The organism is Haloferula helveola (assembly GCF_037076345.1).
GTDB classification, from domain to species: domain Bacteria; phylum Verrucomicrobiota; class Verrucomicrobiia; order Verrucomicrobiales; family Akkermansiaceae; genus Haloferula; species Haloferula helveola.
This window is the reverse complement of the sequence record NZ_AP024702.1, coordinates 1614033-1631236: the sequence shown is the minus strand read 5'-3', so window position 1 is coordinate 1631236 and position 17204 is coordinate 1614033. Positions and strand designations below refer to the sequence as shown.

Here is a 17204-nt window from a genome sequence, read left to right as displayed (position 1 = left end):
TCCCGAATGAACGAATCCGATGCGCCGGTGAGGAAGAAGGGCTCGTGCCTGGTCAAGGGGCTGGTGGTCCTCGCGCTGCTGGTCGTGGTGATCGGTGGCGTCTGGTGGTGGAACAACCGCCCGATCAAGCCGGTCGTTCTTTCCGAAGAGGAGAAGGTGGAAGTGGTGCAGAAGGTCGAGGCCATCCAGACGCCCGATCCGGAGTACCAGAAAGGAGCCAGCGAGATCGTTCTGACCGAGCGGGAGCTGAACGGCTTGCTCAACGAGCGGACGACCTTGGGCGACAAGGTGCGCTTCGAACTGGTGACCGATGCGATCCACGCGCGGGTCGAGACCGATCTCGACCCGGACCTGCCGGTTGTCGGCGGCAAAAGGCTGAAGGCGAAGGCTAGGTTTCTTGTGACGCAGGACGAAGCCGGGCCGCACTTCGTGATCGATGATGTCACGGTGTGGGGAATCTCGCTGCCGAACGACTGGCTGGGCGGATTGAAGGGGCGGGACTTGATCGCTGAGACGGTCGGTGGTCAAGGCGGCGGGCTGCCGGGTGTGAAGTCGATGAAGGTCGAGTCGGGGCGGATCCGGATCGAATTGAAGGAGTGATGGCGGCCGAGATTCAGGGGCGAGCTGAAGATCGCGGCCCGTCTTTGTCGGACCGTTTGGTGGTTGCCGGCGTCAGCGGCTGCGGCAAGTCGACGGTCGGCTCGGCGTTGGCGGAGCGGATGGGATGCGAGTTTCTCGATGCGGACGATTTCCATCCTCCGGAGAACCGCCGGAAGATGGAATCGGGCATGCCGCTGACGGATGCCGACCGGTGGCCGTGGCTGGAAAAGCTGGGAGTGGAGTTGGCGAAACGGGACCGCGTCGTGCTGGCATGCTCCGCGCTGAAACGGGGGTATCGTGATCGACTGAGATCGGCGGTGGCGGATTTGGATTTTGTCGTCTTGAGCGTGCCGCGCACCGAACTCGAGCATCGGATGGAGCGCCGCGATCATTTCATGCCGGCGAGCTTGCTGGATTCCCAACTGACGGATCTCGAGGTCGGGGAGGACGTGCGGGTCATCGAAAACGTCGGTCCGGTGGGCGATGTCGTGGCGCGGATCTTCGACGGCCGCTGACGGATTTACGCAGCGTTTACGGACGGTGTGACGTGTCTCGGTTAGGCCTTTGGGCATGAGAACGACGGTGTTTTCCCTGCTGATGGTCACGGCTTTCGGGATTCAGGCCCAAGAGCCCGAGCCGAAAGTCGCGGACGCGAACCCGAAAATCGACTATCCCGCCTTCATCGCCCTGAGCTCTGAAGTGGCGAAGATCCGCGAGAAACGCCGGATCAGCGAAGATGAATTCCTGCGGATGGCGGCCGAAGAAGGAACCGTGATTCTCGACACCCGGAGCCGGGCGAATTTCGAGAAACTTCACGTGAAGGGAGCGATCCACCTGAATTTCTCCGACTTCACCAAGGAAACGCTGGCCGCCGCGATCCCGGACAAAACCACGCGGATCCTGATCTACTGCAACAACAACTTCGAGGACGCGGGCGAGGCGATGCTGCTCAAGTCCAAGCCCCTCGCACTGAACATTCCGACCTTCATCAACCTGTATGGCTACGGGTATGAGAACCTCTACGAACTGGCGCCCTATCTGAAGATGGGTGAGACCAAGATCCCCTTCGAGGGAACCGATGTCTTGAAGCCGGACGAAAAGTAACGTCGGATATGGTTGTGGAAGACACCACGCTCCTTGTGATCGAAGACGACGCCGCGGTTCGCCGTGGGGTCGTCGACTCGCTCGAGTTTGCCGGCTACCGGACGTTGGAGGCCGGCGACGGGGTGTCGGGCATGGAGCTCGCGCTTCAGGCGAACTACCGGCTGCTGCTGCTCGACCTCGTGCTGCCGGGGCGCGACGGATTTTCGATCCTGCAGGAGCTGAAGAGCAAACGGGCGGGCCAACCGGTGATCATCCTTTCCGCCCGCGGTGAGGAAAACGACCGGGTACGCGGTTTGGAACTCGGGGCCGATGACTACGTGATGAAACCGTTCAGCGTCCGCGAGCTGTTGGCCCGCGTCGAGGCGGTGCTGCGGAGGACCTGCGAGCGCGCCGCGCCGGAAGACCGCCGCAAGGTGCCCGGTGCGATCATTGACTTCTCGGACGGCAGCGTGGCGTTCGAAGACGGCGAGACCGCCGAACTGTCCGAACGTGAGTCCGGGCTACTGCGTTATCTGCTCGATGCCGGTGGCCGGGTGGTTTCGCGCGACGAAATCCTGCGCCATGTCTGGGGACTCGATCCGGCGAGGGTCGAGACACGCACGCTCGACATGCACATGATGCACTTGCGGACGAAGCTCCGCGACCGCAGCCAGGAATTCCTGATGACGGTTCGCGGCAAAGGATGGAAGGTGAAGCGATGAACAACCGGTCGTCCATAGGTGTTTGGGTGGCGATGTTGGTCTGCGCCGCGCTGATCATCGGCGCGATGGCGTGGTTGACCCGCAGCGTGATGGCAGCCGAGGCCGAACGCTCGCTCGCGGAATCCCGGGCCGATCTTGAGGAACGCATCCGTCTTTCGCTTTGGCGCATGGACACGGTCGCCGCTGCGCTGACCATCGAGGAGAACCAACGGGTGATCTCGCCGGAGCCGACGGTGCTCGAGAATCCGCTGATCCGGCTGAGGTTCCGCATCGGAGCTGACGGCAACGCGACGCCGGTCGGGGATCCGGATGTCGAGGCGCTCAAGGAACTCACACCGATCCTTGCTTCGACCCAGCAGTTCGGCAGCGAGTTCCAGATGCTTTGTCAGGCGGTTCATGCCGGGAACGACTTTTGGGGCGCCAACCAGGACCTGGCGAAAAACGCCAAGAACCCCGAAGGGCCGCGCCAGAGCTATGGCTACCAGCAGGAACTCAACGTCAAGGAGCGGGCGGTTCGCGGGCAGGTCTTCAACAACGCGGTTTCGAAAGCGGGACTGGCCCAGCAGGTGGCGGTGCCGGAGGCGACCGCGGCCCTCGAAGCTTCGACCGGAGCGTTCCAGCCGGCATGGGTTGGCGGCGAGCCCTTCCTCCTCCGGCAAGTCCGGAGCGCCGGATTGCTGATGTCGATCGAAGGAGTTTGGATCGATGTGGAAGCCTTCCGCAGGACGCTGCTGAAGGAAGTCGAGGAGGACCTTCTTCCCCACGCGACCCTTGAGCCGTTCGTTTCGGAGAACGACCGTGGTGCGGCGATGGCGCTTGCTTCCTTTCCGTGGCGCCTCGTGCCGGGTGAAACGGCGGTCGCCAATCCGTCCCTGCGAGGTCCGGTTCAGGCGTCGTTGACCGTCGGCTGGCTGGCGGTTGTCGTCGCGCTGCTCGCCGGCTTCGCCCTCGTCCGTGGCGTGATGCGCCTCAGCGAACGCCGCGCTTCGTTTGTTTCGGCGGTTACCCACGAGTTGCGCACTCCCCTGACGACCTTCCGGCTCTACTCCGACATGCTTGAGAGTGGGGCGGTGACGGATGAAACCAAACGCTCGGGCTATTTCCGGACCTTGCGCCGGGAGGCCGACCGGCTGTCGCACCTCGTCGAGAATGTCCTCGCGTTCTCGCGCATCGAGCGGCGCAGCGCGAAGCGCGAGTTGGTCGAACTCGAAGCCGGTCCGCTCCTGGACGGAATGCGCGAACGTTTCGAGGAGCGCCTCGCCGGCGCCGGGATGAAACTCGCGATCGACTGTGAGCCGGGAACCCGTCTTGTCGGTGATGCGACCGCCATCGAGCACGTGCTTTTCAATCTGATCGACAACGCCGCCAAATACGCCGCCGGCAGCGACCCCGCACGGATTGACCTTTCGGCCAAGCAGGCGGGCGACCAGATCGAACTCGCGGTGGCCGACCATGGCCCGGGAATTCCCGCCCGCGAGCGCAACGGTGTCTTCCGCGCCTTCCACAAGTCCGCGCAGGCGGCGGCGGAGTCGCAGCCGGGTGTGGGTCTCGGGCTGGCGCTGTCGCGGAGGCTCGCCCGTGGCATGCACGGCGAACTCGAGTGCCGCGGGGGAAGCGACGGCGCCATCTTCGTGCTGGCATTGCCTGCCGCGCAGGAGGCGTAGCCTTTTTGAGGTATTTGCACCGATCTGCCAGTCGCTAGACTCGCCGGCCGTGAGAAACCCCGATTCCTCGGGGGACGTTGTGTCATCGCCTCGTCCCCATCTGTATGACAACCCCGGTCGCCGCCGTAGGCTGGGAATGCTCCGTCTTCCTCTGTCCATCGCCCCTCTGACCCTCGCGGTCGCGTTGGGCGGTGAGCCTCTGACCTACGACGTTCTGCCTCTCGGCGAGATTGAGAAACCGCTGCTGCTGAGGACCTACGTCCCGGATCCCGGCCTCGATGATGAGGTGTTCGTGCACCATGGAACCGGAGCCGAGTCTCCAAGATACTCGGTGAACGACGGCAAGGATACGGGTGGCAAGCCGTTCAAGCCAATCGAGGGCATCCCGGCCGCGATCGCGATCAACCACGGGCCTGCGCTATCCTATGTCTTCGACACCACCGAGTGCCGGATGCTCTACGCGTGGCAGGGCGGCTTCCTCGACATGTTCCCTTATTGGGGCGACGAGAAAGGCGGCAATCGCCGGTCGTTCGACTACGTCCCGCGCCTCGTCGGAACGGTCTTCACGATGGCGAGCGGATCCCATCCCTTGTCGGTCGGAGGAAAGCCGGTCGGCAAGGACCTGAAGTTCGTCGGCTACGACCTCGATGGAAACGGTGTGCCGACGTTCCGCTTCAAGGCGAACGGTCACGAAGTCACCCAGCGGATCGAGCCGGTGACCGACACTCCGCTTTCGTGCTCCATCCGGATCGCCAGTGAAGCTCCGCTCGAGTATCGGGCAGCGGAGGGTGAAAAGGTGGCGGGGGACGGCAAGTCGCTGGTGGTCACCGTCACCGGTTCCGCCCTGTCGAAGCACAACGGTTTCGAGCGCAACCTGAAGATCAAGACCGCAAGCGCGGCGGCCGGAGAGGACGTGTTCGTGAACTACGGCTGCATCGCCTGCCATTCGACCGACGGTTCGCTCGGTCACGGTCCCTCGCTCAAGGGCCTGTTCGGTTCCAAGCACGAGATCGAAGGGATGAAGGAGCCGATCGTCGCCGACGAAGCCTACATCCGTGAATCGATCCTCAAGCCGAATGCCAAGACCGCCAAAGGCTTCCCGCCCAACTACATGCCGCCCTATCCGCTCAAGGACATCGAAGTCGATTCGCTCGTCCTCTTCATCCGTTCCCTGGTCAACGAGTAACGCCATGAAAACGACCCTTCTCATTCTTCTCGCGTCCGGGCTGCCTGCCCTGGCCGCCTCGGACTACCGGATCGAAAACATCCCGATTCCCGGAGGGATTCCGCCGGAAGTCGGCGGTATCGACATCGCTTCCGACGGTTCGCTGTTTGTCGTGCTGCGCCGCGGCGATGTGTTCAAGACGACGCCCAAGCCGGACTCCACGGACTTCGAGTGGAAGCTCTTCGCGACCGGCTTCCACAATGGCTGCGGCATCGATGCGGTGACGCCCGACAAGATCCGCGTCAGCCAGATGGCGGAGTTCACCGAGGCCGAGGACACCGACGGCGACGGCACCGCCGACCGTTACCGTGCTTTCGCATCGGGCTGGGGTTTGTCCGGGAACTACCACGAAACCAACGCCCTCGCCGAAGATGGCAAGGGAGGCTACTACCTCGCGATCGGGACGGCGTCCTTCAACGGGCCGACCTTCGAGCACACGCTGGCGGACTATTCCAAGGCGGGCCGCCGCGGGCGGAACTTCTCGGGAGTGAAGTGGCGCGGCTGGGTTCTTCATTGCGATTCCGAAGGCAAGCTCACTCCTTTCGCGTCCGGGTTCCGGATGCACAACGGGATCCATGTCGATGCCAATGGCGACGTCTGGTGCGGCGACAACCAAGGCGACTGGAAAGCTACGACTCCGCTGTATCATGTCGAGAAGGGCAACTTCTACGGCCACCCCAGTAGTTTGGTGTGGGATCCGAAGTGGGAGGGCAAGGATCCGTTGGCGTTCTATCGGGACGACATGGACGCCTACAATCGCGACCGGACCCATCCTGCGGTTCAGGTTCCCTATGGTGAGGTCAACCGCTCCGCGTCGGAGCCGATGGTAATCCCGGACAACTTCCCGCACTTTCCGGGACAGATGCTCCTGCTCGACAACAATGGTCGGCGAATCACCCGGATCATGCTGGAAAAGGTCGATGGCGAGTATCAGGGAGCCTGCACCCACTTCATCGACGGCCAAGGCCTGCGCTCGGGCAACAACCGCGTGCGGTTCACTCCGGACGGCAAGCAACTCTATGTCGGCCAGACGGTCCGCGGCTGGGGCAAGCTAGCGGAAGGCCTCCAGCGGATCACTCCGGTTTCTGAAGAGACGCCCTTCGATATCGACCGCGTGAGCATCCGGCCGGACGGGTTCGAAGTTTCATTCACCGAATCGCCCGAATCTTCGGGCGATGGCGTCAAGGTCGAGTCGTTCCGCTATCAGTCGAAGTGGACCTACGGAGCCCCGCAGATGGACAAGCGGAAGCACGAGGCGTCGGTTGCCGGAGCGGACGGCAAACTGGTGATCAAGGTCGCCGATTTCGATCCGGGCCGCGTTTACTCGATCGAGCTGCCGAAGATCAAATCGAAGGACGGAGAGGAGATCCGGAATCGGGTTGCCTACTACACGGCCAACCGGATTCCGAAATCCGAGTGACGGTCAGCTGCCTCCCTTGACCCGTTCCACCGGGTCGTCCTTCCACATGAAGAGCGCCTTGAGCACATCCTTGAAGTCGGCCTTCAGGGTGTGCGCCTCGCGTTCGATCTCGATCGCCGCGCTCACCACTTCCGGAGCTTCCTCCGTGGGGGGCTCGTCGGCCGGTTCGTCAAAGGCATCGAGAAGCATGTCGCGGATCTCCGTGTGAATTGCGAGGAGTTCTTGAGTCGGGCCGGCGAGCGGATCGCCATCGGGCGCTTTTGCCAAAGCATCCTTCACGTGGGCTTCCGCCTCTTGAAGACGGTCTTTGAGTCGCTCGCAGACTTCGGGGGTGGGCGGCAATGCTGTCATGGCGGCAACCTCGCACGAATCCATGACGACGCAACAGATCAAGGTTGCGGGCGGCCTGCGGGCGCACGATGCTTCCCGCCTTTATGAGCGGGGCGGGGCCGACGAGTGACGAAAGGCGGGTGATGAACGGATCGCTTGCAGTGGCGGTGCTGTTGCTGGTCGCCAAGGTCACGGCAGCGATCCTGACGGGGTCCGCCGCGATCTACTCCGACGCCGCCGAGTCGGTGACGCACGTGCTGGCGGTAGCCTTCGCGGCATGGGCCTTGCGCTTTTCCCACAAGCCGTCCGACGAGACCCACCACTTCGGTCACGACAAGGTGGCTTACTTTTCCGCGGCTCTTGAAGGCGCGATGATCAGCGCGGCGGCTGTGTTGATCGTCTATCAGGCCTTCACCCAGTATCTCTCCGGGTCGCCCGTCGAGGCGATCGAAACGGGTCTGTGGCTGACCGCGGGCGCGGCGGTGGTCAATACGGTGCTCGGCGTGTCGCTGGTGCGGGTGGGCAAAAAACGCCACTCCAGCCTGCTCGAAGCCAATGGCGAGCACGTGCTTGCCGACGTGTGGACCAGTGTTGGGGTGCTGGCGGCGCTGTTTTTGGTCAAATGGACCGGGCACGGCTGGTGGGATCCGCTTTTCGCCGCGCTGGCGGCGGCAAAGCTCCTCTGGACGGGCGTCCGGCTGATGAAAAAGAGCTTCGCCGGCCTGATGGACGAAGCCGACCCGGACGTGGAAGCGAGGCTGAGGGAGCTATTGCGGAGTGAATGCACATCGCGGGGCCTGTCCTACCACAACCTCCGGCACCGGCACTCCGGACGGACCCACTGGGTCGAACTGCATCTCGTCTTTCCCGATCTCGAGAGCGTCCGGCAGGCCCATGAGATCGCCACTGAGATCGAAGCGCGCATCGCCGCCATGCTTGAGCCCGACGGCCGTGTGATCACCCACCTCGAGCCCCGCTCGGCGGAGCATCACGAGGAGGACTGGGAGGTCAGGTAGGGAGTCAGGCATTCCAGGCCGACACCCTGCGTCCCGCTCAAGGCCCGTTCACCGGTCGTCCGGTCGCGTCGATCAGTTGGGGGGTCACGACCAATAACGCCCGGGTGCCGTCGGGGCGGACCTGTTCGAGAATTCGGGACGCGCCATCGTCCGAGTAGCTTTCCGCTTCGAACCGGCTCCGTTCCTCAAAACGGGGAGTCGGTTGCATCTCGACCACACGGGTGTCGGTGAGGTTGACCTTCAGTTGATGACCGAAGGCGAGTGCGGTGGGTTGGACCGCCATCTCGAGTCCGACGTTCCGGGTCTCGAACTCGTCCGGACGCTCGGACGACGGGAAGATCACTTCGCGGATGACTTCAACCTTCGCCTCATCGCCATTGAGCGATGTTACGGAGGGGACGGCTCTCAGGCTGACCCCCTCGGCCTGGCTCAAGTCACGCATCAGCCCCTGCAGTCCGGCGTCGTCAAGTTGACCGAGCGTCTCCTGATTCCACGGACTGTCGGCCGGGAGTTCGATGACCTTGGCGTTGAGTTTCTGCAGGGTCGGCGGTTCCCCGAAGGATGATGCCAAACCTTGGACCGCGACCAGATCGGAGCTGCTTGATGTCCCGAGCGTCAGGGTGCTGTCGGCAGGGTTGAAACGGACTGACGTCGACGGATCGAGGTCCAACCCGGCAATGGCAAGCAGGCTCCGGGTATCGAGCTCGGAAGCGCCGTTGGCCAAGCGGGTCAGGAAATCCGGTGGGACCGGAATCTTCTTCTCCACCGGAGTCCCCAGATCCGCGGGCACCTCGAAGATATACTCCGACCCACGGCGGCGGACCTCGAGACCACACAGGGAGCCGAGCAATCGGATCGATCCGTCCATTCTCCTCCCGGGCAGCTTTCGGTTGATCCTGTGATCGACCTGCGGGGGTATGCTGAAAACGAGGTTCAGTGGTCTCTCACCACTGACCTCGCAGGCCGAGAGATACGCTTCCCGGACCTTCTCCAATGCCGCGCTGAGGATCAGGTCGTCGATCTCGATGGGAGGAAGGAAGAAATCCACCAACTGGTGAGGCGCGTGAGTCGGGCGCGGACCGGAATCCTCGCGCACGGAGAGTTTCGCCGGTCGGGCCGGCTCGGTGGCGGTTTGAGCGGCGGTCGGATCGAACTGCCCGTCGGCCTTTGCAGCGACTTGGTTTCCCGACGAATCGCCGTCCTGACGATTCCTGCTCAACAGGAAGATTAGGGCGGCAACGACAAGAATCGCGAGCGTGGTGACCTTTCCCCTCATCCCGGAATCATCGCCAAGCCGAGGGCATCGGGACAGCCATAAATTGTGAGGATGCGCCGGTGCTTTCACAATCGGCGCTCCTTCCCTTCCATTTTCTTGTCACAATGTCCCCGGCTCGGGTCAACGGACCATGAAGAGCCATGCAAGCAGCCACTGTCATTGAGTTTCCCGTCATGGACCGCGCCCGATTCACCGATCTGATCCGCGGTCATCACCGCGGGCTCGTGGCTTACGCCACCGCCCTCGTGAAGTCAGAAGCCGCCGCCCGCGACCTGGTGCAGGATTCCTGCGTCGCGGCGTGGCAGAGCTTGTCGAAGTTCGACGTCTCCCGCGATTTCGGAACCTGGATGCGCGGGATCGTCCGCAACAAGTGGCGCGAGTACTGCCGCAAGCATTCGCGGGAGGTCGCGCTCGACGAAGAGACGCTGTCGAGGCTCGAGGAGCCCTACGAACGCTCGCCGGACGACTCGGCGCTGTTCGCCCGGCTCGCCGAGTGCCGCGGCAAGCTCCCCGAACCGATGGCCGACGCGATCCGTGTGACCTACGACGAAGGTCGTACGTCCGACGAGGCCGCCGAGGTCCTGTCCACCACCGCCACGGCGCTGCGCAAACGCCTCGAGCGGGCGCGCGATGCCCTGCGCCGCTGCATGTCCGCCCATTCCTGAAACTCCCGACCTTTTTCCCAGCCATGAATCACGAAGATCAACTCATCGACGCCCTGCTCAAGGAGCAGGCCCGCAAACGCGAAGCCGACGAATCCCTGCTGTCCTCGATCGAGGAGGCGCTGGATGACGACGGCCAGCCGTCCCGCCGAACCTCCCGGTGGAAGGGCGCGTTGCCGCTTTCCCTAGCCGCCGCCGTCGCGATCGGGGGGGCGTTCATTTACCACAAGCGCGGAAACTTCGCGCCCGAGCTGGCCCAGTACGATGCGGCCGAGGCCGGCGCGGCCCCGGCCCACGAATCACCGGAGCACGAAAGGATGCGCCCCACTGCCATGCCGCTGGCCGAGGCAAAGATGGAAGCCGAATCGGCCGCGCAAGGAGGGGAAACGTCTCTCATGGAGGCTCCTGCCGCTGCGACACCCGCACAACCCGGCAATGCATTGATGGATGAATCGATGGAGCGGGCGGCGAAGAGTGCGACGATGGGGCGGGACCTCGACGCGACCGGCGGGGCCGGGCGTGAGGTGGGTGACGCCGTGGTGGACGGAGAGATCGCGACGCTCGAGGTTTCACCCAAGCCGGCACCCGCTGCGGATCAGCTCCGTCAGGATCCCACCTCGTCTGACGCTGACACGCACTTGCGGGGGCGGGTAAATATCCAAGGACATACGACCTCGAAGGAGAAAGTCATCCGGCGAGAGGTGCCCGCTGCGCCCAGCGAACCTTTGGACCAAGGCAGTCGTGGCGGGCTTCATCGATCGGTTCCTGCCCGTCCCGCGGACGGAGCACCGGTTCCGAAAAGGCTCCAGGAGGAGATCCTCCCGCGGCCGAACAAGCCACAGCAACTCGACCGCGAGAACTACGGCCGTCTGACCGACCAGCCGTGGAAGTCGCCGTGGAACGATCCGCTCTCGACCTTCTCGACCGACGTTGACACGGCGTCCTACACGAACCTGCGCCGTATGATCCGCAACGGCCAGTCGATCCAACCCGACGCCGTGCGCATCGAGGAGTGCATCAACTACTTCGACTACAAGTATCCGGCGCCGAAGGGTGACAGCCCGTTCGCGGTGCAAAGCATGCTGGCGACCTGCCCGTGGCAGCCCGAGCACCTGCTGGCCCGGGTGGCGATCAAGGGCCGCGAGATCCACAACAACGCCCGACCGGCCTCGAACCTGGTGTTTCTCATCGACGTCTCGGGTTCGATGCAGTCGCCCGACAAATTGCCGATGCTCAAGCGCTCGATGCGCACGCTGATCGACTCGCTCGACGAGCGCGACTGCGTCGGAATGGTCGTGTATGCCGGAACCGAAGGCGTGGTCCTCGAGCCGACGACCCTCGACGATGCCGGCAAGAAGAAGGCCGTCGAGGCGCTCGGAAAACTGGAAGCCGGCGGCTCGACCAACGGTGGTGCGGGGCTCTACCGCGCCTACCAGATGGCGCTTCAGAAGAAGGTCGATGGCGGAGTGAACCGCGTGATCCTCGCGACCGACGGCGACTTCAATGTCGGCACGACCGGCCAGGGCCAACTGGTCGAACTGGTCAAGGGCAACGCCGCGAAGAACGTCAGCCTGAGCGTGCTCGGCTTCGGCACGGGCAATCTCAACGACGCGATGCTCGAGGCCATCACCAACGAGGGTAACGGCAACTACTTCTACATCGATGGCGACAGCGAGGCGCAGCGCATCTTCCTCCAGAAGCTGACCGGCACGCTGATCACGATCGCCAAGGACGTGAAGATCCAGATCGAGTTCAACCCCGGCAAGGTGAAGGCCTACCGCCTGATCGGCTATGCCAACCGGATGCTGCGCAACGAGGACTTCAAGAACGACAAGGTCGACGCCGGCGACATCGGAGCGGGTCACACGGTGACCGCGTTCTATGAGATCGTTCCGGTTGGCGTGGACTCCCCGGGCACCGGTGATGTCGACGAGCTCGAATACCAGCGGCCCGCCGACCGCCGCGAGTTGGTGGAAAGCCCCGCGTGGCTGACCCTGAAGCTCCGCTACAAGCACCCCGAGGGCGAGAAGAGCACCGAGATCAAGACGCAGGTCGAAGGGAAGCCGGTCACCTGGGAGGAAGCCGGCACCGACTATCGGATGGCATCCGCGGTGGCTCTGTTCGGAATGAAGCTCCGCCAGATGCCGGATGTCGCCGACGTCCCTTGGGACAAGGTCGAGGAAATCGCCGAGCCGGCCCTCGCGGACGATCTGAACGAGCGCCGCGCCGAGTTCCTCGGACTGGTCAAGCAGCTCAAGTAAGCCGGAGATCCCCCAGGAAGACCCCGTCCGCGATTCCCGCGGGCGGGGTTTTCACGTTCCCGCGTCCCGGTACAGCTCGCCCATGCGGGTCAGCGATCCGTCGGGTTTGAGCAGGCTGTGCGGTTTGCCGGCTCCGGGTTCGAAATAGGCGTATCGCTCGACCTTCCGATCACGTTCCAGGAAGCGCAGCGCGTCCTTGAGGAAGTCGTAGTTCTCGTCCTCGGGACCCGACCAGCCGTTGAACTCGGTGATCCAGATCGGCAGCCGGTATTTCTTGGCGAGGTCTTTGACGAAGTCCTCGAACGCGTCCGGATCCCGACTGCGGTACCAGTGCACCGCCACGAAGTCGACACGCAGCTTCTTGCGCTTCGCCTGCTTCATGAACTCGTCGAGGTAGCGCATGCCACCGTCGTCCGAAGATGGTGCCGGTGACCCGAGCTTGAGATTCTTGGCCTCGGCGAGCTGGACCAATTGCGGCCAGAGTTCGAGCGCCTTCTCCATCGGCATGTTGGCCTGATCCTTGCGCTCCGGCTCGTTGTAGCCGAGCAGGTGGGTGATTCCCGGGTAGCCCTTGATCTTGTTGAAGGTTCCTCCATTGACGTTCCATGAGCCTTTGATCATGGGCACGAACTCCGGATTTCCGGCTTCGCGGTTGGGCGTCCAATTGTAGTACCAGTGCGCGCCGAACTTCTTGTGCATGCGTCCGTCGCCGCCAGCCCACCCTTTCTTCTTCGAGTCCTTTCCGCCGAGCGCGAATGTGGGGCCGGAGACAAGCGCGGCGGCGGTAGTCGAGAGGAATTGTCGGCGACTGGGCATGACTGGAAGGATGGGTCATGCAATGGGTTACGGCAACTACCCGAAGGAGGGATGACAGAGCGTCCGGGATGTGCAAACTGCAGTCCTTGGCCCGCGAATTGCTTTTCCATGCCGAAACCCTGTCACGAATGATCGAGCGCCCGACCGAGTTCCCCACGCATGCTCGGGTCGATCCGTTTTTGGGCACCGCCGCCTCCGACCTCCCGAAGCCGGTCGGCATCGCAGCGACCTGGTGGCGGCCGAAACCGCCGGTCGGCAACACGCATCCAGGAGCTTCGCTGCCCTTCGGCATGGTCTCGGCCTGTGCCTACTCCGGTGCCTACGTGACCGGCTACGGACGTTACGGCCTTTCGCTGGATGGAGGTCCGCCGCCTGTGGAGTTCGCCAAGCATGAAGCGCTCGGGATCGCGCACTTCCAGCAGAGCGGCACCGGCCGGATCCGCAGCTACTACAATTACTTCCTGACCACCCCGCTCGGGCCGGGTGGGCTGGAGGAGCGGACCGTGCGGCGCCCGCTTCTCGACGAGCAAGCTTGGCCCGGCTACTACGGAGGCCGTTTTTCGGAAACCGAGATCGAGTTCGAGGTGGTGGCGCGTCCGCGCGGGGTCGTGCACCGCTATCGCTTTCCGGAAGGCACGGACGCACACGTGGCGGTCGACGCGTCCGCCGGAGGTCTGCTGATCGACGGCATGGAGAGTTACCCCCAAGGCGGCGAACTGCACCTTGAGCCGGACGGCTCGGTCGCGGGTTTTGTCGTCATGGAGGGCATCCCGGTCCACTTCCGTTGCTCCGCCGGAGACGCCGAAGCCTATCTCTGGGAGGACGACGAGCCGACAGAGGCGTCTGACTACGAGCTGACACTCGACAAGCAGAAGCTGAGGCCGACTTTCGGATTCGGATTCAGAGGCAAGGGTCGGATCATCGAATTGTACTTCGGCTTCTCGCTCCGTGAGCCGGAGGCCGCGCGGGTGGCGGCCGACCTAGGAGAGAGCTTGGAAAGCAGCGCCTCGGAGGCGGCCTCCGCGTGGGAGGCGCAGCTCGCGATGATCGAGGTCGAGGGGGGCGACGAGGCCAGCCGTGAGGTCTTCACCACCGCGCTTTACCATTCATTGCTCAAGCCCGCGGACTTCCGGGATGAGAATCCCTTCACTCGGAAATCGGGCCCGTTCTTCCTAGATCTCTCGACGCTCTGGGATCTCTACAAGACCCAACTGCCGCTGATGATGAGTCTGTGGCCCGAGCGTGGCGCGGCCTTCGTCGAGTTCCTGTGCGAAGTCGCCGAGCGGGAAGGGGTATTCCCGGTGAGCTACCTGATGGACAACGTTCCGGACCGGTTCACCAAGCAGGCGAGCGGTCTGTGTCACGCGATCCTCGAAGACGCGCGGCTGCGCGGCGTCGAGGCGGACTGGGACCGCGCTCTTTCGCTTCTCTGGCGGACGAGTCAGAGTGGCAAGGGGCGCAAGAGTCGCTTTGGCGAGTATGGACGCTCCGGCGTCGTCGATCCGCTCTCCCACACGCTCGACATTTCCTACGCGCATTTCTGCATGGCGAGGATGGCGCGCAGCGTCGGGCATCAGGTGATCCACGATCGCGCTACCGAGCTCTCGGCTCATTGGAGAAACGCGTTCGACGAGAAGACCGGGCTGCTGCGCGAGGACTCGACCTACTACGAAGGCGAGAACTGGAACTACTCGTTCCGGTTCATGCACGACATGCGGTCGCGGATCGACCTGGCCGGTGGCGACCGGGCGTTTGTCGGTCTGCTCGACAAGTTCTTCGGATTCTCGGAGCCCTCGCATGGCGAACGGATTTTCCGCTTCGAGGGCCTCAACAACGAGCCGGACATGGAGGCTCCCTACGCCTACATCTATGCCGGGCGTCCGGACCGCACCGCCCACGTGGTTCGCCGGGTGCTCGACTGTCAGTTCACGACCGGGCCGGGAGGTCTGCCCGGGAATGATGATTCCGGGGGGCTTTCGTCATGGCTCGTCTGGAGCGCGACCGGACTCTTCCCGGTTTGCGGTCAACCGGTGATGCTGATCGGCAGCCCGTGGTTTGGCCGTGCCCGCTACCGTTTGCCCGGCGGGGATTTCACCGTGATCGCCGAGCAGAATGGCCCCGAGCGTTTCCAAATCCAGCGGGCTTGGCTGAACGGTGAGGAGATTCAAAGAAGTTGGTTGAAAATCGACGAATTCCTCGGGGGTGGAGAGCTGCGGCTGGAAATGGGTGAGAAAGCTTCGGGCTTCGGGTCCGAAATCCGGCCGCCAAGCTTTGCGGGCTGAGGGTTTTGCCCCTTAGGTGACCGCTCCGTCGCCAACCTGGGACCTTTCTGGCACGGAATCTGCCCCGTGCCGAGGAACCCTAGCTTAGAGCCCGTGGAGTTGTCTCAGGAATCCCAAGAAATCCGTAGTGCAGTTTTTCTCGTCCGCGCCGATCCCATCATCTGCGGGCATTCGACCGAAGCCCGCAATCTCGCCGAGGCGGCGATCGCCATGGGATTGGAAGAGGTTCACATCGTCTCGTATCCGCTCGAAATTCTCGAGAACAGTGGGCTTCCGCTGAAGCCGATCGAAACGGTCAGCGTCTATTCTGACGGAATCGTGGTCGACCGCCCCGAGCCGCTTGGCGACTACAAGGTGCTGGACGGCAGGCTGACTCTCGGCATCGGCGGGCACATTGTTGATCTGCTCCACGGTCTTCCGGGCCGCACCCTTCTGATGGACCTCTACCTCGTGCCCCACGGCATGATGGTGATGGAGGCGGTCCGCAGCTTCCGGATGTCCGGACTCGGCGCTTCGGTTTTCACCGTCGGCGAGGCGGTCGGATCGGATATTACCAACGTGGTGAACAACGCGCTGCGCGAGGGCAGGCTCGGTGCCGCCCAGATGGTGCTTTCGAATTTCCTCGAGCATGATCACCCGGTCGCGGTCAGCCGATACACCAAGGAACTGATCGTTGATGCCGGGCGACGGGTCGATGCGGCCCTCGGAACCCGCTTTACCGGTCAGCTCGAAAGTCGGGTCGGCATCAGCTATCCGGCGATCGATACCCGCGACTATCTCGCCCTCGAAGCGCAACCTGAGGAGGTCGATGCGGTTCTTGCGAGCCGCGGTCTGGAGCGCGACGGCTACGTCATGTTCCTGTCCCGGATCGCTCCGGCGAAGGGGGTGGACGACCTCATCGAGGCATGGCGCGGATGCACGCTGCGCGGCAGCAAGAAACTGATCATCTGCGGTAACGGACCTGCCAAGGAACAGATTCGTGAATTGGCGGCGGAGCTTGGGGACGTCGAGGTCCTCGACGACGTCAGCGACAGCGAGAAGGGTGCGCTGATGAACGGCTGCTTCGCGTGGTGTTTGCCGAGCAAACCGCGCCCGGAGTTTATCGAAACCTTTGGCATCGCGGTCGCGGAGAAGATGCTCGCCGGCGGTCTTGGGCCGGTCATTACCACCCGCACGGGAGGCATTCCCGAAGCCAGTGGCGGTCACTGTCTCGAGCACGAAGCCGGCGACGTCGAAGGGCTTCGGGCCTGCTTGGACCGTGCGGGCGCGATGGCCGAAACCGAGCGCCGGGCGCTTGCTACCGAGGCCCGGACCTTCGCGATGCGTTTCGACCGCATGGCCATCCTCTCCAAGCTGATCGAGCGCGCCAGCGAGACGGTGCAGGCTGCCTGAGTTGCCGATCAGCCCAACGGGTAGGGGCCGTCCTCGTCGACACCTTCCCAACCGAGTTGGTGGAAAGCGCGGAGGATCGCTTGAGTCGGATCGTTCCGTTCATCCTCGGCATGCTCGATGGTGGCGCTTCCGGTCAGGCCGCGGAGCGACTCGATGCTGATCACGGTATCGCAGCCTTCGATGTGGATCCAGTCACCCCAGTTCTTCGCTTCGTGACTGGGTTCGAGCTTCTCTTTTTTCAGGGCGGAAACGACCTCCTTCACGGTGGTCAGTGAAGCGTCGGCATCGGGACTTTGAACAACGGTTTGCATGGGCACGATGACCGTAACGGGTGCGCTTGCCGACGGGAAGCGGAGATTGGAAGTTTTGGCGCGCATGCTCTTCGTCGACTCGTCCCGATTTTGATTGCGGCAACCGAAGGTGAAGGTGAGTTTCGGCGGCAATGAACCGATGGG

General features: G+C 63.4%; 16 protein-coding genes. 12 read left to right on the top strand and 4 right to left on the bottom strand.

The annotated features are described in order from the left end of the window. Positions 1-6: 6 nt before the first annotated feature. From HAHE_RS05860 to HAHE_RS05830, 7 genes are all read left to right on the top strand, one after another. A complete protein-coding gene (locus tag HAHE_RS05860; protein WP_338689359.1) occupies positions 7-600 on the top strand; it encodes a hypothetical protein in 594 nt (197 codons plus the stop codon). Next, positions 600-1115 (top strand): gluconokinase, encoded by a 516-nt coding sequence (locus HAHE_RS05855; protein WP_338689357.1) that lies wholly within the window; start codon positions 600-602, stop codon positions 1113-1115. Before HAHE_RS05860 ends, HAHE_RS05855 begins: the two co-directional genes overlap by 1 nt. A 55-nt stretch (positions 1116-1170) precedes the next feature. Further along, positions 1171-1704: a rhodanese-like domain-containing protein gene (locus tag HAHE_RS05850; protein WP_338689355.1), complete on the top strand. Its 534-nt coding sequence runs from the start codon at positions 1171-1173 to the stop codon at positions 1702-1704. Between the two features lie 8 nt (positions 1705-1712). Beyond that, positions 1713-2405 (top strand): response regulator transcription factor, encoded by a 693-nt coding sequence (locus HAHE_RS05845; RefSeq protein WP_338689354.1) that lies wholly within the window; start codon positions 1713-1715, stop codon positions 2403-2405. Next, entirely contained in the window at positions 2402-4069 is a 1668-nt protein-coding gene (locus tag HAHE_RS05840; RefSeq protein WP_338689352.1) for a HAMP domain-containing sensor histidine kinase, read from the top strand. The genes HAHE_RS05845 and HAHE_RS05840 overlap by 4 nt, the downstream gene beginning before the upstream one ends. Before the next feature lie 136 nt (positions 4070-4205). Continuing rightward, entirely contained in the window at positions 4206-5255 is a 1050-nt protein-coding gene (locus HAHE_RS05835) for a cytochrome c (protein ID WP_338689350.1), read from the top strand. A 4-nt stretch (positions 5256-5259) separates the two neighbouring features. Beyond that, complete coding sequence (locus HAHE_RS05830) at positions 5260-6714, top strand: hypothetical protein (RefSeq protein ID WP_338689348.1); 1455 nt, start codon at positions 5260-5262, stop codon at positions 6712-6714. Between the two features lie 3 nt (positions 6715-6717). Here HAHE_RS05830 and HAHE_RS05825 read toward each other — a convergent pair whose 3' ends face one another. Next, positions 6718-7065, bottom strand: a complete 348-nt coding sequence (locus tag HAHE_RS05825; protein ID WP_338689347.1) for a hypothetical protein — start codon at positions 7063-7065, stop codon at positions 6718-6720. A gap of 68 nt (positions 7066-7133) precedes the next feature. On the opposite strand from HAHE_RS05825, the gene HAHE_RS05820 reads away from it, so the two are divergent. Then, positions 7134-8060 (top strand): cation diffusion facilitator family transporter, encoded by a 927-nt coding sequence (locus tag HAHE_RS05820; RefSeq protein WP_338689345.1) that lies wholly within the window; start codon positions 7134-7136, stop codon positions 8058-8060. Positions 8061-8097: 37 nt separating this feature from the next. Here the strand turns inward: HAHE_RS05820 and HAHE_RS05815 are convergent, their stop codons facing one another. Next, positions 8098-9336: a hypothetical protein gene (locus HAHE_RS05815; protein WP_338689343.1), complete on the bottom strand. Its 1239-nt coding sequence runs from the start codon at positions 9334-9336 to the stop codon at positions 8098-8100. 140 nt (positions 9337-9476) lie between these two features. On the opposite strand from HAHE_RS05815, the gene HAHE_RS05810 reads away from it, so the two are divergent. Then, positions 9477-10001, top strand: a complete 525-nt coding sequence (locus tag HAHE_RS05810) for an RNA polymerase sigma factor (protein WP_338689341.1) — start codon at positions 9477-9479, stop codon at positions 9999-10001. A 23-nt stretch (positions 10002-10024) separates the two neighbouring features. After that, positions 10025-12259: a vWA domain-containing protein gene (locus HAHE_RS05805; RefSeq protein ID WP_338689339.1), complete on the top strand. Its 2235-nt coding sequence runs from the start codon at positions 10025-10027 to the stop codon at positions 12257-12259. Between the two features lie 51 nt (positions 12260-12310). Here the strand turns inward: HAHE_RS05805 and HAHE_RS05800 are convergent, their stop codons facing one another. Further along, positions 12311-13075, bottom strand: a complete 765-nt coding sequence (locus HAHE_RS05800) for a glycosyl hydrolase (protein WP_338689337.1) — start codon at positions 13073-13075, stop codon at positions 12311-12313. Between the two features lie 86 nt (positions 13076-13161). Between HAHE_RS05800 and HAHE_RS05795 the strand changes: the two genes are divergently transcribed. Both HAHE_RS05795 and HAHE_RS05790 read left to right on the top strand, forming a co-directional pair. Further along, complete coding sequence (locus HAHE_RS05795) at positions 13162-15357, top strand: glycoside hydrolase domain-containing protein (RefSeq protein WP_338689336.1); 2196 nt, start codon at positions 13162-13164, stop codon at positions 15355-15357. Between the two features lie 93 nt (positions 15358-15450). Next, positions 15451-16749, top strand: coding sequence for a glycosyltransferase family 4 protein (locus HAHE_RS05790; protein ID WP_338689334.1), 1299 nt, complete (start codon positions 15451-15453; stop codon positions 16747-16749). 8 nt (positions 16750-16757) lie between these two features. Here the strand turns inward: HAHE_RS05790 and HAHE_RS05785 are convergent, their stop codons facing one another. Continuing rightward, a complete protein-coding gene (locus HAHE_RS05785) occupies positions 16758-17060 on the bottom strand; it encodes a hypothetical protein (protein ID WP_338689332.1) in 303 nt (100 codons plus the stop codon). Positions 17061-17204 lie beyond the last annotated feature (144 nt).